The organism is Parafrankia sp. Ea1.12 (genome assembly GCF_900465275.1).
Lineage (GTDB): Bacteria > Actinomycetota > Actinomycetes > Frankiales > Frankiaceae > Parafrankia > Parafrankia soli.
Map to the genome: position 1 here is coordinate 71170 of NZ_UBIZ01000308.1, position 16964 is coordinate 88133.

General features: G+C 70.5%; 10 protein-coding genes. 3 read left to right on the forward strand and 7 right to left on the reverse strand.

All coding sequences use genetic code 11. From position 1 onward, the window contains the following. Positions 1-2: 2 nt before the first annotated feature. From FMEAI12_RS16440 to FMEAI12_RS16450, 3 genes are all read right to left on the reverse strand, one after another. Positions 3-2237 carry an ATP-binding protein gene (locus tag FMEAI12_RS16440; protein ID WP_112106720.1) on the reverse strand — a complete coding sequence of 745 codons (2235 nt, stop codon included), beginning with the start codon at positions 2235-2237 and terminating at the stop codon, positions 3-5. Positions 2238-2390: 153 nt separating this feature from the next. Then, positions 2391-4826, reverse strand: coding sequence for a glycoside hydrolase family 3 N-terminal domain-containing protein (locus tag FMEAI12_RS16445; protein WP_112106721.1), 2436 nt, complete (start codon positions 4824-4826; stop codon positions 2391-2393). Between the two features lie 45 nt (positions 4827-4871). Further along, positions 4872-7349 carry a glycoside hydrolase family 2 TIM barrel-domain containing protein gene (locus tag FMEAI12_RS16450; RefSeq protein ID WP_112106722.1) on the reverse strand — a complete coding sequence of 826 codons (2478 nt, stop codon included), beginning with the start codon at positions 7347-7349 and terminating at the stop codon, positions 4872-4874. Between the two features lie 191 nt (positions 7350-7540). Between FMEAI12_RS16450 and FMEAI12_RS16455 the strand changes: the two genes are divergently transcribed. Continuing rightward, positions 7541-8536: a LacI family DNA-binding transcriptional regulator gene (locus tag FMEAI12_RS16455; protein WP_112106732.1), complete on the forward strand. Its 996-nt coding sequence runs from the start codon at positions 7541-7543 to the stop codon at positions 8534-8536. On the opposite strand, the gene FMEAI12_RS16460 is transcribed toward FMEAI12_RS16455, so the two are convergent. Further along, complete coding sequence (locus tag FMEAI12_RS16460; RefSeq protein WP_235014063.1) at positions 8533-10134, reverse strand: gluconokinase; 1602 nt, start codon at positions 10132-10134, stop codon at positions 8533-8535. The genes FMEAI12_RS16455 and FMEAI12_RS16460 overlap by 4 nt on opposite strands. A 224-nt stretch (positions 10135-10358) precedes the next feature. On the opposite strand from FMEAI12_RS16460, the gene FMEAI12_RS16465 reads away from it, so the two are divergent. Next, positions 10359-12467 (forward strand): hypothetical protein, encoded by a 2109-nt coding sequence (locus tag FMEAI12_RS16465; protein WP_112106723.1) that lies wholly within the window; start codon positions 10359-10361, stop codon positions 12465-12467. A 73-nt stretch (positions 12468-12540) separates the two neighbouring features. On the opposite strand, the gene FMEAI12_RS16470 is transcribed toward FMEAI12_RS16465, so the two are convergent. Together FMEAI12_RS16470 and FMEAI12_RS16475 are read right to left on the reverse strand one after the other, a co-directional pair. Further along, the gene (locus FMEAI12_RS16470) at positions 12541-14457 is read right to left on the reverse strand and encodes an ABC transporter ATP-binding protein (protein ID WP_112106724.1); all 1917 of its coding nucleotides are present in this window, start codon (positions 14455-14457) and stop codon (positions 12541-12543) included. After that, on the reverse strand, positions 14454-16205 hold the full coding sequence (locus tag FMEAI12_RS16475) for an ABC transporter ATP-binding protein (protein ID WP_112106725.1): 1752 nt from the start codon (positions 16203-16205) through the stop codon (positions 14454-14456). Before FMEAI12_RS16475 ends, FMEAI12_RS16470 begins: the two co-directional genes overlap by 4 nt. 135 nt (positions 16206-16340) lie before the next feature. Here FMEAI12_RS16475 and FMEAI12_RS16480 point away from each other — a divergent pair, with 135 nt between their 5' ends. Further along, entirely contained in the window at positions 16341-16811 is a 471-nt protein-coding gene (locus FMEAI12_RS16480; RefSeq protein ID WP_112106726.1) for a MarR family transcriptional regulator, read from the forward strand. 30 nt (positions 16812-16841) lie between these two features. Here the strand turns inward: FMEAI12_RS16480 and FMEAI12_RS16485 are convergent. Next, on the reverse strand, positions 16842-16964 hold a 123-nt coding region (locus tag FMEAI12_RS16485; protein ID WP_146776710.1), incomplete at its 5' end, for an SDR family oxidoreductase.

The following is a 16964-nucleotide window of genomic DNA, read 5'->3' on the forward strand; positions in this document are numbered from 1 at the left end:
GGTCAGCCGCCTTCCCGGCCGAGGAACACCGCGCGGGCGAGATCGTCGCGTTCGGCGAGTTCGCGGGCCGGGCCGGTGAAACGGACCTGGCCCTTCTCCAGGAACACGGCCCGGTCGGCGATGGCGAGGGCGATGTTCAGCGACTGTTCGACGACGATGATCGTCAGGCCGTCCTGTTTGAGGCGTTCGAGGATCGCCAGCAGGTCCTGCACCACCACCGGGGCCAGCCCGAGGGAGAGCTCGTCGATGAGGAGGACCTCGGGGTCGTGCAGCAGCACCATCGCCAGCGCCAGCATCTGCTGCTGCCCACCCGACAGCGACCCCGCCCGCTGGCCCTGCCGGCTCTCGAGGTCGGGGAACAGGCCGAGCACGTAGGCGAAACGCCGCTCCCGGCCGGCGGCGTCGCGGCGCATCCGGAACGCGGCCATCTCCAGGTTCTCGCGCACCGTCATCCCGGGGAAGACGCCCTTGCCGCCGGGCAGCAGGTGCACCCCGTACTTCCCGCGCTGTTCCGGCGAGACGTAGGTGATGGTCCGCCCGCCGAGGCGGACCACCCCGCGCGACGGGGTTCCCAGGCCGCAGATGACTTTCAGAATGGTGGACTTGCCCGCGCCGTTGGTGCCCAGCAGCGCCAGGGTCTCGCCCTTCTTCACGTCGAAGGCGACGTCGAACAGGACCTGCACCGGCCCGTAGGAGAAGTCGATGTTGTTGACCTGCAGTGCCGGGACGTCGTCCGGGTTCTCGCGCTGCCGGTCGCGTTCGGCGAGCTCCTCGCGCAGGTCCGCCACCACCAGCGAAAGGTCGTTCTTCACGAACGACGCGCTGCGGATCATCATGAGGCCGCCGACCGCGGTGGCGGGGATGCCGATCACCAGCACGGCGACCCGTGGGTCGTAGGCGTTGCTGATCAGCCCGGAGAGGATGGCGCCGCCGGTCGCGCCGATGAAGAACATGTAGACCGCCGCCAGCGCCAGGCCCAGCCCGCGCAGCCGGTACGGCGTGACCGACTGCATCACCGGGCCCACCATCGAGAACGCGACCGAGGAGAACACCGCGCCCGGGATGCTGGCCAGCATGAAACCGACCCAGTTCGGCATGAACCACTGGACCGGCAGCAGCACCGCACCCGGCAGAATGCACAGCCCCAGCAGAGCCACGGCCCGGGCCGGATCCCGGTGGTAGAGCCGGTCGTACCGCGGCCCGACGATCGGCAGGGCGACGAGCAGAGCGGCGCCGCCGAGTGAACCCATCAGGCCCCGCTGGAACGTCGACATCCCGTAGTGGTCCTCGGCCCACAGGTTCGCCAGCACGCTCGTGGTGAACAGGCTGAAACCCAGCGCGGAGAACGCGACGATCGCGGTCTTGACGGTCCGGATGCGCAGCAGCCGGGCGAACGCCGCCTCCACCGAGATCGGCATCGGCTCGGCGTCCTCGACCACCTCGCCCAGCACCGATTTCATCTCGTGCTGGCCGCGCGGCGGTTCCGGCAGGCGGAAGGCGAAGACCGCCACCGCCAGGGCCGGCAGGCCGAGGATGAGGAACGGCCAACGCCAGCCGTCAGCCCCGCCCGCCAGCGTGGCGATGCCCGCGACCACCAGGGGACTGAGCGCGCCCGCGGTACGCGCCGCACCGAAGTTCGCCGCGGAGATCCGTCCCCGGACCCCGATCGGATAGGTGTCGGCGAGCAACGATCCGTGTACCGAGTTGTTGCTCGACTTCGCCACCCCGACGCCGAACCGGGCCAGGAAGAACAGGAACGCGTTCGCCGCCAGTCCGCTCGCCAGCACCATCACCGAGAACACGACACCCGCCCAGCCGATGACCCGGGAGCGCCGGCATTTGTCCGCCAGCCAGCCCATCGGCAGCGCACCGAGCACGAGGAACGCCCCGGCGGCCGCGGAGATGAACACGATCGCGCCGTCGCTCAACCCGAACGCGTCCCGGATGTCCGGCGCCAGCGTCGTCAGCGCCGCCGACTCCAGCTCGTCCAGCGCCGACAGCGTCATCAACGTCAGGAACGTCACCGAACCACCGGCGGTCAGCCCCTGCCGCAACGACAGCCGCTCACCGCCCACACCCGGCAGCAGCTCGTCCGCGAACAACACCTCACGCTGTGAATCAGCCTGCTGCGCCCGCCGTTGCGCCTCCGCCTCGATCAGCCCAGCCGCCAGCCCTGCCGCGACCCCCGCCGACGTCGCTTCTGGTGCCGCCGTCACCGGATCGGTGGGCGTGCTCACGACAAACGCCGGTCAGTTAACTGTGCACAGGTAATGCAGGTGAGCATGGAGATCTCCGTAAGAATCCGCTGACCTCGGTCAGCGACTGGCACCCGGCGAGAACCCGGCCCGGAAAGGCGGCGGTCGGGTTTCCTGATAGGTGCGGCCGGTGGTTCAAGGGCGTGTGTCGCTGACGGTGACGTCCGAGAGGAAGGAACGGCGGCCGTCCAGCTCGGCGACTTTTCCGACGACGTCGAAGCTGCCGCGCAGGTGGATGTCGTCGGAGGAGCTGCCCGCGAGAATCTGGACGGGGCCGGGTTCGAGAACGAATCCGCCGTCGAGGGCGACGTAGCCGAGCTGGCTCATGGGCACGGTGAACGCCACGGTCGCCGCCGCGCCGGCGTCCAGGCTGATCCGGGTGAAGCCGACGAGCTCCCGGGCCGGTCGGGTGACCCCGGTGGCCTGGTCGGAGAAGTAGAGCTGCACGATCTCGTCGCCGGCCCTCGTGCCGGTGTTGCGGACGGTCAGCCGAACGGTGACCGCGCCCTCGCTGTCGACCTCGGGCGAGCTGACCGCGAGGTCGGTGTAGTCGAAGGTCGTGTAGCTCAGCCCGTGGCCGAACGGGAACAGCGGGCCGGACGGCAGGTCGAGATAGCCCAGGTGCATGTCCTGGTCGGTGCGCCGGTAGCCGGTGCCGGTGGGCTGGCCGGAGTAGACGGGCACCTGCCCGGAGTGCCGCGGGATGGAGATCGGGAGCTTGCCGGCCGGGTTGACGTCGCCGAAGAGCACGTCGGCCATGGCGGTGGCGGCGTGCTGGCCGCCGTAGTAGCCGTAGAGCAGCGCCGGGAGCAGGCCGACGATCGGGGTCAGGGCCATCGGCCGGCCGGTGTACACGATCCCCACGCAGGGGGTTCCGGTGCCGGCGACGGCCTGGACGAGCGCGACCTGGTTCGCGGGGAGGTCGATGTTGGCGGTGTCGCAGCCCTCGCCCTCGGTGATCCGGGGGGTGAACCAGCCGGCCCGCCCGCCGAGGGCGAGGATCACCACGTCGGCGTCCGCGGCGGCGGCGACCGCGGCCGGGATGTCGGCCGGTTCCTCGTCGAGGACCCCGCAGCCGGCGGCCACGGTCACCTGCGCGCCGGGGACGGCCCGGCGGACGGCGTCGGCGAGGGACAGCGCGCCGTAGGCGTCGCGGATGTAGTCGTCGAGCGGCGTCCCGATAGGGCCGGAAAGCTCCTGGCGCATGAGCGCGGTCGCCTCGGGGGGGATGTCGCCGGCGATGTTCTCGGTGCCGGGTATGTGGGCCCGCTCGCCGGTGAACCGGGCCCGGAGCATCTCGAGCGCGGCGGGGTAGGTGTAGGGCGGGAACGCGAAGGAGATCCCGTCGGCGTGCGGGCCGACGACCGCGATCCGGCGCAGGTCCCGGGACAGCGGCAGGGTGCCGTCGTTCGCCAGCAGGGTCACCGACTGCTGGGCGAGCCGGTACGAGAGGTCGACACCCTGGCGGGCGACCTCGTTGACGACGACGGGGTCCTCGTCGGCGTAGGGCCGGTCGAACAGGCCGAGTGCGAACTTGTCCCGCAGGACCCGCCACACGGCCTGGTCCAGCTGCTCGACGGGAACCGTGCCGGCGTGGACCGCCCGCGCGAGTGTGGGGCCGTAGCCGTCGGGGACGGGAAGCTCGACGTCGAGCCCGGCGGCGAGGGCGAGCCGGCCGGCCTCCTCGGCGTCACGCGCGACACCGAGCCGCTTGTACAGGTGGCGGATGGTCTCGTAGTCGGAGACGACGGTGCCGGCGAACCCGAGGCGGTCCCGCAGCAGGCCGGTGAGGATCTCGCGGTTGGCACCGACCGGGACGCCGTCGACGGTGCTGTAGGAGTTCATGACCGCCGCGAGGCCGGCCAGCCTGATGGCGGCCTCGAACGGGCGGGCGTACACCTCGTACAGCTCCCGGGCCCCGATGGCGGTGCGGGCCATGTTCTGCCCGGCCTCGGTGAGGGCGTAGCCGAGGAAGTGCTTGCCGGTCGCGATCACACCCTCGCGCGGGTCGTCGCCCTGGATGCCGCGGACGAACGCGACGCTCATCGCGGACACCAGGTACGGGTCCTCGCCGTAGGTCTCGTGCACCCGGCCCCAGCGGGCGTCCCGGGCGACATCCATCACCGGGGACAGGACCAGCGGGTGACCGATGGCCCGTGCCTGCCGGCGCAGGACGTCCGCCATCTCCGCCACCCCGGCGGGGTTCCAGGTGGCGGCGAGCCCGATCGCGGTCGGGAACGTGGTCAGCCCGGGGGAGACCACACCGTTGAGCGCCTCCACGTGGAAGAGGGCGGGAATGCCCAGGCGGGTCCGGGTGACGAGGAAACGCTGGATCTCGTTGACAGCCTTCGCCAGGTTCGCGGGCGTGCGGTGGCTGAGCATCCCGAGCGGCGCGATGTGGCCGATCCCGGTGCCCAGAAGACGCTCGGCCTGCGCCTGGACCAGGCCGTCCACGCCGAGAAGCCCGATCGGCATCAGCCCGGTGACCTGCTGCGCCTTCTCCTCCACCGTCATGGTCCGCAGAAGCGCGTCCGCCCGGGCCTCAGGCGTCAGTGGGGCGTCGTACGTCATCGTCGATTCCTTACTGATGTGATCAGCACTGATGCGATCAGCGGGTCATGCGCCGGAGGGGCCCGAGGGTTCGGCTTCGATGCGCACGGTGGACGGCTCGCAGCCCTCCGTCGTGGCGGTGACGGTGATCGAGCCGGGTGCCGTCGGGCGGATGACGGCGAGCGCCCGGCCGTCGAAGGTCGTGCGGACCGTGTCGAAGAAGTTCTCGGTCGGCCTGGGGTCCGCGCTGCCGAAGCCCTGGAGCACGGCGGGTCCCGTCACCTCGACGGCCACCCTGCGGTCGGCGGTGTTGTAGAGGTTGCCGGCCCCGTCGACGAGCGTGAGGGCGACGTGGGCGAGGTCGGTGTCGTCGGCGGTGATGCGGGTGCGGTCGGCCGCCGCCTCGAGGCGGACCTCGCCCGTCGCGGACCGCAGCGAGGTGCGGCCGGTCTCGACGCCGCCGGTGTAGGCGACGGCCACGATCTCGCCGGGCTCGTAGACGGTCTCGAACTCCGCCCTGAACCGGTTCTTCTCACCCGCCGGGGCCGTGCCGACCCGCCTGCCGTTGATCAGGAGCTCGATCTCGTCCGCCGCGGAGTACACCTCGAGCCGCACCGGCCTGTCCTCGTGGCCGTTCCAGCTCCAGCTGGAGACCGAGTCGCTCCACGACCACCACATCGCGACCCTGACCGCCCGCCCGAAGCGGTCGGGGCGGTGGACGGCGATGTAGGGCTCGCCGCGCAGGCCGAACACGATCTCGCGGTAGTAGGAGGCGGGACGGCGGTGGCCGGTGATGTCGATGTCACCGCACCACGCCGTCAGCCACGGGTAGCCGCCCTGGTGGTTCAGCGCGGAATTCGTGGTCTCGCTGTCGCCCTCGTACTCGATCCGGCCGGTCCCCGGCTCGCCGAGGTAGTCCCAGCCGGTCCAGGTGAAGTCACCGATGACATGGCTGTGGTCCTGGACAAGCCGCCAGTTCGTGTCGATGTCGGCGGGATAGGTCTCGGTTCCGACGATCACCCGGTTGGGGAACTGCGCCCCGTCCTGCCCGTACCGTGATTCCAGGTAGTTGTAGCCGGCGACATCGAGGCAGGCCATCGACTCGGCGGTCTTCGAACCGACGACCTCGGAGCTCATGAGGATCGGCATGAACTCACGGAACCGCGCCATGAAGCCGTTGACGTCGAGGCTCTCGCTGTCCTTCTTCCGGGATTCGCCGGCGAAGGAGGCGAGCAGGTCGGGGCCGCCGGCGAGGAGTCCGTTGACGCCGTTCGTGACGAACCTGGTGCTGTCGATCGAGCGGATCGTCTCGGCGAGCCGGCGGCTGATCGCCGCGCCGGCGGCGGTGCCCGTCTCGGGGATCTCGTTCCCGATCGAGTAGAGGATGACGCTGGGATGGTTGAAGTCCTTGTCGACCATCGCCCGCACGTCGGACTCCCACCAGGTGGCGAAGTCGAGGGCGTAGTCCTGGCTCACCTTCGAGCGGGTCCACGCGTCGAACAGCTCGTCGATCACGAGAACGCCGAGCTGGTCGCAGGCGTCGAGCAGCGCCTTGCTCATCGGGTTGTGGGAGCTGCGGATGGCGTTGAAGCCGGCCTGCTTGAGGATCTCGACCCGGCGCTGTTCGGCGCGGTCGATGGTCGCGGCGCCGATCACCCCGTTGTCGTGGTGGATGCAGGCGCCGCGCAGGTTCACCGTCTCGCCGTTGATGCGCAGGCCCCGCAGCGGATCAACGGCGAGCGTACGGATGCCGAAGCGCGTGGTCTCCTGGTCCAGGAGCTCGCCGTCCGCCATGACGCTGGTCCGGCAGAGGTAGAGGTAGGGCCGGTCCACCCCCCACAGTTCCGGTCGTGGCACGGGCAGCCGCTGGCGCAGGGTGAGTGTGTCGCCGATGAACGTGGTGACCGGAGCGGTGTCCCCGGCGACGACCGTGCCGTCGGCGTCCACGATCTCGGTGAGCACCTCGAGGGCCCGGGTGACCGGGGATTCGTTCTGTATCTCGGTCGCCACCGCGACCACCGCGAGGTCGTCGTCCACGGCCGGAGTCGTGATCCTCACCCCGTCCAGTGCGAGGTGCACCAGATCGCCGATGATCAGTTTCGTGTTGCGGTAGACCCCGCCACCCGAGTACCAGCGGGTGTCGTTGCCGCTGTGCGCCTCCACGACGATCTCGTTGTCGCTGCCGTACTTCAGCAGGTGATCGGTGCGGACGTAGAAGTTGGAGTAGCCGTAGGCGCACTGCGCCGCGAAATCACCGTTGATGAAGACCCGGGCATTTCGGTAAACACCCTCGAACTCGAGGGTGACCCGTCGGTTCCGGTACTCCTCCGGCGCGAAGAACGTCTTTCTGTACTGGTATGCCCCGCTCGGGTAGTAGCCGCGCTGACCCGCCTCTGTGTCGGCTCCGTCGCGCTCGAGCCCGACCATCGCGTCGTGGGGCAGCCGGACGTCCTGCCAGGGGGCGTCGGCCCGGCCGAGGATCTCCAGGAACGCGTCGGTCTTCCGGCGGAAGGACCAGCCGTCATTGAAGGATGAACGGATCAACCGAGCTCTCCCTGGCAACGCAGTCTTTGTTCGTCGTGGATTCGGGCGGATGGCACCTGCGCGCGAAAGGTGACCCGAGGTCGCGAAGGCGGGTGCCCCAGGCCACTAGCACGTACTAGCGTCGTGGGTAGACAAGCTAACATCGTGCTGTTAGCGCGCGCAAGTGGGCTTGAGTGAGGGGGGCGGTGGCCGTGTCAGAGGCGACGGCGAAGCGAAGGGTCACCGCCACGGATGTTGCCGCGGTCGCAGGGGTTTCGCGGGCGACGGTGGGCTTCGTCCTCAACCGGACCCGGGGGCAGACGATCTCGGAGGGCACCCGGGAGCGGGTGCTCGAAGCGGCACTGCGCCTCGGCTACCGGCCGAACAGCGCCGCCCAGGCCCTCGCCAGCGGCCGCAGCAGGATCGTCCTGTTCGTCCTGCCGGACTGGCCCGTCGAGTACAGCTTCCGGATCTACCTCGACGAGGCGTCCCGCGTCCTGGACGAGGCCGGCTACTCGCTCGTCACCTACACCCGCCGGCCCCACGGCGAGACCCGTCCCCTCTGGGAGCTCCTGACCCCGGACAGTGTCTTCGGGTTCACCTCCTTCAGCCCGGACGAGATCGCCTCGATGCGCGGCTGCGGGATCCGCCGGATCTTCCCGGACCCCGCCCGACAGGAACCCCTCGACCTCTCCCTGGCCGTCAGCGCGGGACCCCGCCTCCAGGTCGAGCACCTGTACGAACACGGCCGCCGCCAGCTCGCCTACGCCGCCTTTGCCGACCCCCTCCCGTCCTCCCTCGTCCAGGCCCGCCACGACGCGGCCCGGGAACGAGCCCACTCCCTCGACCTGCCACCCGTCGACATCAGGTACATCGACTACCGCGACGGATCCGCCGACGACGCGGTCCGTGCCTGGCACGGCGCCGGAGTGACCGGCGTCGTCGCCTTCAACGACGACGTCGCCGCCGCCGTCGTCAGCGCCGCGATCCGCATCGGGATACGGATACCCGACGACCTCGCCGTCATCGGTCACGACGACAGCCCCATAGCGACAATGTTCGTTCCCGCGCTTTCCACTGTCCGGTTCGACACCGCCACCCTCGGCCGCGGGTTCGCGGAATACGCCATCCACCAGACAGAAGGCCGGCCCCTGCCGGACTGGCGGCCCCCGGTGAGCGCCACCCTCATCCGCCGCGAGTCGACCTAGTTCTCCGAGACCTGGTTCTCCGGGACAGAGCTTTTTGAGGCAGAGCTCGCCGAGGCAGAAGACGGGCGCTGGGCGACGTCCCGCAGCGTGCGGAACGCCGGGACGAGGGCCTCATGGAGCGACTCGAAGACCGGGAGCAGCGCGCGGTAGGTGGCAGCGGACGCCGGCTCGGGGCGGTGGCTCTCACCGGCCTGCACGAGGTCGGCCGCGACGTCGAGGTTCTCGACCATGCCGAGGGCGTCCATCCCCAGCAGTGCCGCGCCGAAGCTCGTGCCCTCACGGGTCGAGGGGAAGTCGACGTCCATGCCGAGGGCGTCGGTGAGGATCTGCCGCCACAGCGCGCTGCGGGCGAAACCGCCGGTGGCCCGCGTCTCGCGCACCTCGATCCCGGCGGCCCGGATGGACTCGGCGACCAGCGCGAGCTGCAGGCAGACCCCTTCGAGTGCCGCCCGGACGAGGTGCTCGCGGCGGTGCCCCCGGGTCAGCCCGACGTAGGCCCCGCGGGAGAGCGAGTCCCAGTGCGGCGCCCGCTCCCCGGTCAGGTAGGGTAGCATCAGCAGCCCGTCGGACCCCGCGGGGGCCCGGGCCGCGATGTCCAGCACGGCCGGCTCGTCCTCCAGGTCGGGCGCCAGTGCGTCACGTGCCCACCGCAGCACCAGCCCGCCGTTGTTGATGGCCCCGCCGACCACCCAGCGCTCCGGCGCGAGGGCGTAGCAGAAGAGGTGCCCGGACAGGTCGACGGTCGGCCGGTCGACCATCACCCGGATCGCGGCGCTCGTCCCGATCGAGCAGGACGCGACCCCGCCGTGCACCGCTCCCACCCCGAGCGACGCCAGTGCCCCGTCGCTCGCGCCGACGACCACCGGCGTCGCGGCCGGCAGCCCGAGTGCCGCGGCCGCGGCCGGGGTGAGGCGGGGGAGGACCTCGGTCGTCGCGGCGAGGCGGGACAGTCGGGCCGGGTCGATGCCGGCGACGTCCAGCGCCTCGCCGTCCCAGTCGAGGGCGGCCAGGTCGAGCAGCCCGGTGGCGGATGCCACCGAGTGGTCGACGAGCCACTCGCCGCACAGGTCGGCGAGGATGTACTCCTTGATCCCCACCCAGCGGCGCACCGCCGCGAAGGTCTCCGGGTCCTGCTCGCGGAACCACACGAGCTTGGCCAGCGGGGACATCGGGTGCGTCGGCGTGCCGGTCCGGCGGTGCAGCTCCAGGCCGTGGGTGGCGCGCAGCCGTTCGGCCTGTGTCGCCGCCCGGGCATCCGCCCAGGTGAGTGACGGGGTCAGTGGCCGGCCGGCGTCGCCGATGCCGATGAGCGTGTGCATCGCGGCGGAGAAGGAGAGGCCGCTGACCCGGTGACCGGCGTTCCCGGCCTGCCGCGCCGCCCCTCTGACCGCCTCGGTCACCGCCCCCCTGATGACGTCGGGGTCCTGCACGGCCTCGCCGGGGTGGGGTTCGAGCAGGGGGTAGCCGACCCTCGCACTGGCGTGCTCGCGACCGTCCGGGTCGAAGGCCACGACCTTCGTGGCGGTCGTGCCGACGTCGACGCCGAGGATCACGTCAACCCCGGCACCGGATGCGGCTGCTGTGGAGGGCCGTCTCATGCTCTCCCTGTACCAGAGTAGAAGATCCGGGCGCGGACGGGTTGCTTCTCGTGGCGGACGGCAGGAGGGTCCCTGGCGGTGCCGTGCCGCCTACTGGATTATGGACAGCTTGCGTGCGCTAGGACACCAATATAGCGTGGCCTCCAGAAACTAGCGCGAGCTAGTATCGACGGGTCGCGCGCCTGGGGCCCGCGATTGGGTTTGCATGGGCGGAAAGGCTGAGCATGATTGACCGAGAGGCTGTCGTCTGCCGTCACAACGTCGAGCTGGTGCGGGCCGACGCGGCGGCGGCGATCACGGTCGGCAACGGCGACTTTGCCTTCACCGCCGACATCACCGGCATGCAGACCTTCCCGGCCTTTCACGACCAGGCCGCCGCCCACCCGGAGAAACGCCTGGCCGTGAACACCGCGACGATGTCGACGTGGGGCTGGCACTCCATGCCCAACCCCGAGGGGTTCGTGCTCGCCGACGCGATGACCGGTTACCAGACCGCCCGCGGGCCGGTGGAGTACCCCGACAAGTTCGACATGATGGCGATGTTCACCGGCGAGATCGCCGAGGAGCACCGCGCCGGAACCTGGCTGCACTGTAATCCCCAGCGCCTTGATCTGGGCCGCATCGGACTCGTCCTGCGGCCGGATCCCGACGCCGCTCCCGAGAGCGATCCCGGGGCGCTCACGAATCCGCGTCAGCGCCTCGACCTGTGGTCGGGCGAGCTCGCCAGTGTCTTCGAGTACGCCGGGCACGAGGTGCGGGTCAGCACGGTCGCCGATCCGCGCGACTCCCGCGTCGCGTTCCGCATCGAATCCGAGCTGCTCGCCGACGGCCGGGCCGCCGTCGTCCTCCGGTTCCCCTACGCCAGCGACGACTTCTTCCGGACCTCGGACTGGAGCGCACCCGAGCGGCACACAACGGCTCTGCACCTGCTCGGCGACCAGTCCTGCCGCCTCGACCGGACACTCGACGACACCGCGTACACGCTGCGCCTGGACTGGTCGGAGGGCCGGATCAGCCCGACCGGTGAGCCGCACGAGTTCGTGCTGACCGCGTCGTCCGCCGCGCTGGAGCTCGTGGCCGGTTTCGCTCCCGGCGACAGCTGGGCGCACGAGCGCGCGGAGTTCGCGCCCGTCCGGAGCGCGGCGGCGGATTCGTGGCGCCGTTTCTGGACGTCGGGGGCGGCGATCGATGTCGCCGGCAGCACCGATCCCAGAGCGGCCGAGCTGGAACGGCGGGTGGTGCTGTCCCAGTACCTGACCGCGGTCAACTGCTCCGGTACCGTCCCGCCGCAGGAAACCGGGTTGGTCACCAACTCCTGGCAGGGCAAGTTCCACCTCGAGATGCACTGGTGGCATGCCGCGCACTTCGCCGCGTGGGGCCGTCCCGATCTCCTGGAACGCAGCCTGGACTGGTATCTGTCAATCCTGGATTCGGCCCGCGCAACCGCACAGCGACAGAGTTACGCCGGGGCGCGCTGGCCCAAGCAGGTAGGTCCGGACGGCAGGGAGAGCCCCTCCGAGATCGGGGCGCTGCTCATCTGGCAGCAGCCTCATCTCCTCTACCTCCTCGAGCTGCTCCACCGCAGCCGCACCGGGCCGGAACGCGAACGGCTGGTGGCTCGTTTCGCCGAGCTCGTCGAGGAGACGGCTCTGTTCATGGCCTCCTTCGTCGAGGACCGCTCAGGCACCTACCACCTGCCCGCCCCGCTGGTCCCCGCCCAGGAGTTCTATGACGCCAGGACCACCGAAGATCCCACCTTCGAGCTGGCCTACTGGTGGTGGGGCCTGGAAATCGCCCAGCGGTGGCGCGAACGCCTCGGCCTGGGAAGAAACGCACAGTGGCAGCAGATCCAGGACGCCATGGCGCCGCCCCGCCAGGAGGCGGGCGTCTACTCGGCGATCGCCACGGAGCCCTATCTGCGGCGCGACGACCATCCCTCGATGCTGTGCGCTCTCGGTGTCGTGCCCGTGACCCCCCTCATCGACGCCGCCACCATGGAGACGACGCTCCTCGCCGTCCGGGACACCTGGCAGTGGGACTCCGCGTGGGGCTGGGACTTCCCGGTCATGGCGATGACGGCGACGCGCATCGGCCGCCCCGACCTCGCGGTGGACGCGCTCCTCATGGACCGTCCGAAGAACCGGTACCTGCCCACCGGCCACTGCCCGCAGATGGGCAGCTTCCTCCCCATCTATCTTCCCGCCAACGGCGGCCTGCTCGCGGCCGTGTCGCTCATGGTCGCTGGCTGGGAGGGCGCCGGCACCGACCTCCCGGGCTTCCCCCGTGACGGCAGCTGGACCATCCGCCACGAAGGCTTCATCGCCTGGCCCTGAACCAGGCGTGGTGTGTGCCGTACTGGCGGCCTGCTGGCCCGGACCACTGGCTCCAGCGGCCGGTAGGCCCAGGTCAGTCCGAGCCGATCCGGGCCGCCGCATCGGCGAACTGCGCGGCGTACAGGCGGGTGTAGGCGCCGTCGGCGTCGACGAGGCGATCGTGCGTGCCCTGCTCGACGATGGCACCGTCCTCCATGACGACGATCGTGTCCGCGTCACGGATGGTGGACAGCCGGTGGGCGATGACGAAGGCCGTGCGCCCTTCCCGTAGCCGGGCCATGGCTTCCTGGATGAGAACTTCGGTGCGGGTGTCGACGGAGCTGGTGGCCTCGTCGAGGATGAGGATCGCGGGTCTGGCGAGGAACGCCCGGGCGATGGTGAGGAGCTGTTTCTCGCCGGCGCTGAGCCCGGAGTCCTCGTCGTCGATCACTGTGTCGTAGCCGTCGGGCAGGGTCCGGATGAACCGGTCGGCGTGGGCGGCCGTCGCCGCGGCGACGATCTCGTCGCGGGTCGCTCCCCGTGCGCCGTAGGCGATGTTCTCGGCGATGGTTCCGCTGAACAGCCAGGTGTCCTGCAGGACCATGCCGACTCTGGAACGCAGGCGGGCCCGCGCCATCGTGGCGATGTCGACGCCGTCCAGGGTGATGTGACCCTCGCCGACGTCGTAGAAGCGCATGAGCAGGTTGACCAGCGTGGTCTTGCCCGCGCCGGTCGGGCCCACGATGGCGATGGTGTGACCGGGCTCGGCGGTCAGCGACAGGTTCTCGATGAGCGGCTTGTCCGGGGTGTACCGGAAGGACACGTTCTCGAACGCGACCCGACCCGTGACGGTCGATGCCGGCTGGTTCGCCTCGATGGGGTCCGGTGACTCCTCGGGCGCGTCGAGGATCTCGAAGACCCGTTCGGCCGAGGCGGCGCCGGACTGCACGGTGCCGGCCATGCTGGCGAGGAACGCCAGCGGCTGGCTGTACTGGCGGGAATACTGGATGAACGCCTGGATGTCGCCGATCGTCAGCGCGCCGGCGGCGACCCGCACCCCGCCGACGACCGCGATGAGGACGTAGTTCAGGTTGCTCATGAACATCATGGCCGGCTGGATGGCGCTCGACACCGCCTGCGCCCGGTAGGTCGCCCCGGTCAGCTCGTCGTTGCTCTCCATGAAGACGTCCATCGCCTGCTGGTCGCGCCCGAAGGCCTTGACCAGGGCGTGGCCGGTGTACATCTCCTCGATGTGGCTGTTGAGCCGCCCGGTCTGTTTCCACTGCTCCAGAAAGAAGGGCTGGGCCCGTTTACCGAGCGCCGTCACCGCGACGAGGGACAGCGGGGCGGTGACGAGCGCGATCAGCGCCAGCAGCCAGGAGATCCAGAACATCGCGGCCAGCATTCCCGCGATGCTGAACAGCGGGATGACGAACTGCCCGAACACCTGCTGGAGGCTCTGACCGAGGTTGTCGATGTCGTTGGTGACCCGGCTGAGGATCTCGCCGCGGCGCTGGCGGTCGAAATAGGAGACGGGCACCCGGGAAATCTTGATGGCGACGTCCTCGCGCAGTTGCCGGGTGACCCGCTGCACGGCGAGGTTGGCCGTCCACGCCTGGACCACGGCGCACAACCCGGCGGCCACGTACACCGCGGTCGCGTACAGCAGCACCCGTCCGACCGCGTCGAAGTCGATGCCGGAACCGGCTGCCGCGGCGCCGTCGGTGACACCGGCCGGAGACCGCGCCGCGTCGGGCTGGCGGCCCAGCGTGCCTTCGACGACAAGGTTGGTGGCGCGGCCGAGCAGCCATGGGCCCGAAGCGGTCAGGACGACACTGGCGACACCGGAGACGGCCGTGCCCACGAGCAGTCCTCGCTGCCGGGATATCGCCTGCCACACCCGGCGCACGGTGCCGCGGGAGTCCGCGGACCTGTCGGGCCGGCGCGGGCCGCCCGTCGCGGCGCCGAGGCCCTGGGCGGGGTGATTCCGGGCGGCGCGATTCCGACTCATGCGGCCTCCGCCTCGGTCATCTGTGACAGCACGATCTCGCGGTAGGTCGCGTTCCCGGCGAGCAGTGCGTGGTGGGTGCCGACGCCGACCACCCGTCCCTCGTCGAGCACGACGATGCGGTCGGCACCGCGGATCGTGTTCACCCGCTGGGCCACGATGACGACCACCGACTCCGCCGTCTCGCGGGCCAGCGCCGCCCGCAGCCGCGCGTCGGTCGCGTTGTCGAGGGAGGAGAAGGAGTCGTCGAACAGGTACACCGCCGGCCGCCCGACCAGGGCGCGTGCGATGGCGAGCCGCTGGCGCTGGCCGCCGGAGAGATTCGTGCCGCCCTGCGAGACCGGCGCGTCCAGACCTTCGGGGAGCGCTTCGACGAACGCCCGGGCCTGGGCGATGTCGAGGGCCCGCCACAGCTCGTCGTCGGTGGCCTCGGGGTCGCCGTAACGCAGATTCGTGGCGACGGTTCCGGAGAACAGGGAGGGCCGCTGCGGGACATAGCCGATCGTCCGGCTCAGCAGCGCCCGGTCGAGCGCGCGGACGTCGACGCCGCCCACCAGGACCATGCCCTCGGACGTGTCGGCCAGCCGGGGGATCAGGCTGAGCAGGGTGCTCTTGCCGCTGCCGGTGCTGCCGATGATCGCGACTGTCTCGCCGGGGCCCGCGGTGATGTTCACATCACTGAGCACGGCCGCCTCCGCGCCCGGATACCGGAATCCCACGCCACGCAGCTCGACGTGTGTGCGCCGGGTGAGAGCCGGCACCGCTGTGGCGGGCGGGACGGCTGTGGCGGGCGGGACGACGGTGCTCGCGGTGCCGAGCACCTCGCGGACGCGTCCGGCGCAGACCTCCGCCCGGGGGAGCATGCGCAGCAGGTAGGTGGCCATGATGGCCGCTCCGAGGATCTGCATGACGTAGCCGAGGAACGCCGACAGCGTCCCGACGCCGATCGCCCCGGAGTCGATGCGCAATGCGCCGAACCACACGACGGCGACGCCGGCGAGGCTCGCGACCGCGGTCGCCAGCGGGTACATCAGAGCCATGAGCTGGCCGGCCCGTACGGACACGTCGGTGAGCAGGGTGTTGGCCGCGGCGAAGCGCGCGTGTTCGTGGTCCTCCTGGACGAAGGCCCGGACGACACGCAGCCCCGTGATCTGCTCACGCATGATGCGGTTCACCGAGTCCGTCGTGCTCTGCTGCGTGGCTGACAGCGGTGTCATGCGGCGCAGGATGACCAGGATCGCCGCGCCCAGCAGCGGGGCGATCACGACGAGCAGGAGCGACAGCGGGACGTCCTGGCCGAGCGCGAAGACGACGCCGCCGACGCACATGATCGGTGCTGTGATCATGAACGCGAGGGTGATCTGCACGAGGACCTGGATCTGCGTGATGTCGTTGGTTGTCCGGACGATCAGCGACGGAGCGCCGAAGAGGTGCAGTTCGGTCGAGGAGAAGGACTGCACGTGGCCGAACAGCGAGGCGCGCATGTCACGCGCCAGGTACGTCGCCACCCGGGCCGCCAGCACCGCGGCGGCGATCGCGCACAGGAGCTGCACCAGGGACACCGCGATCATGACGCCGCCGACCCGCCAGATGTGGCCGGTGTCGCCGGTCAGGACACCCTTGTCGATCACGTCGGCGCTCAGGTCGGGAAGGTAGAGCGCCGCCGCGGTCTGGACGAGTTGGAGGATGGCCACCAGAGCTGTGGCCCGTCGGTACGGACGCGCATAGCGCAGCAGCAGGCGAATCAGCACGAAGACTCACAGGGGCGGTCGGGTGGCCCGCGGACCGTACGCGGACTGAGCGGCTGTAACACTAGCCGGACAGATCCACTTCCATCAAGGTAGATGCATCTCTGAGAGATGCATCGCTGTTGCTGTAAGGTTGCCATGGACGGATTCGAGCTCTTCCAGTTGGGTCGCAGGCTGATGAAGCTTGGCGAGCAGGCGATCCCGGAGATGGGGCTCCACCGGATGTCCGGTCCGACGCGCGCGGTCGTGTTCGACGTCTTCGGGAACCCCGACAGCTCGATCTCGGAGATCACCGCGCGGGTCAGGTTCCCGCAGAGCCAGGTCTCGGCGTGCGTCGCCCGGTTGCGCGAGGTCGGGGCCCTGGAGACCGTCAGCGACCCCCACGACCGTCGCAGGACACTCGTCCGTCCCTCGGCCGAGGCGCTGCGCCGTGCCGAGGACCGGCCCTCGGCGCCCATCGACGACACCCTCGCCGCCGCGATCGGCAGCACCGACCCGGCCGACATCCAGCGGGTGAGAGACGCGCTCGAGGTCCTGGCCGGGCTGCTCGACCGGCGTCAACCCACCGCCGGTGTGCCCTCAGCCCCCGGCGCCGCGGACACGCCCTGACGCGTCGCGCCCGACAGCTGTTGCGTTGTGTTACCGCTTGTTCAGCTGGCCGGCGTCGACCGGGACGACGGTGCCGGTCACGTACCGCGCGTCATCCGACACCAGCCAGGCGATGGCGTTCGAGACGTCCAACGGGTCCACCGCGTCGACGGG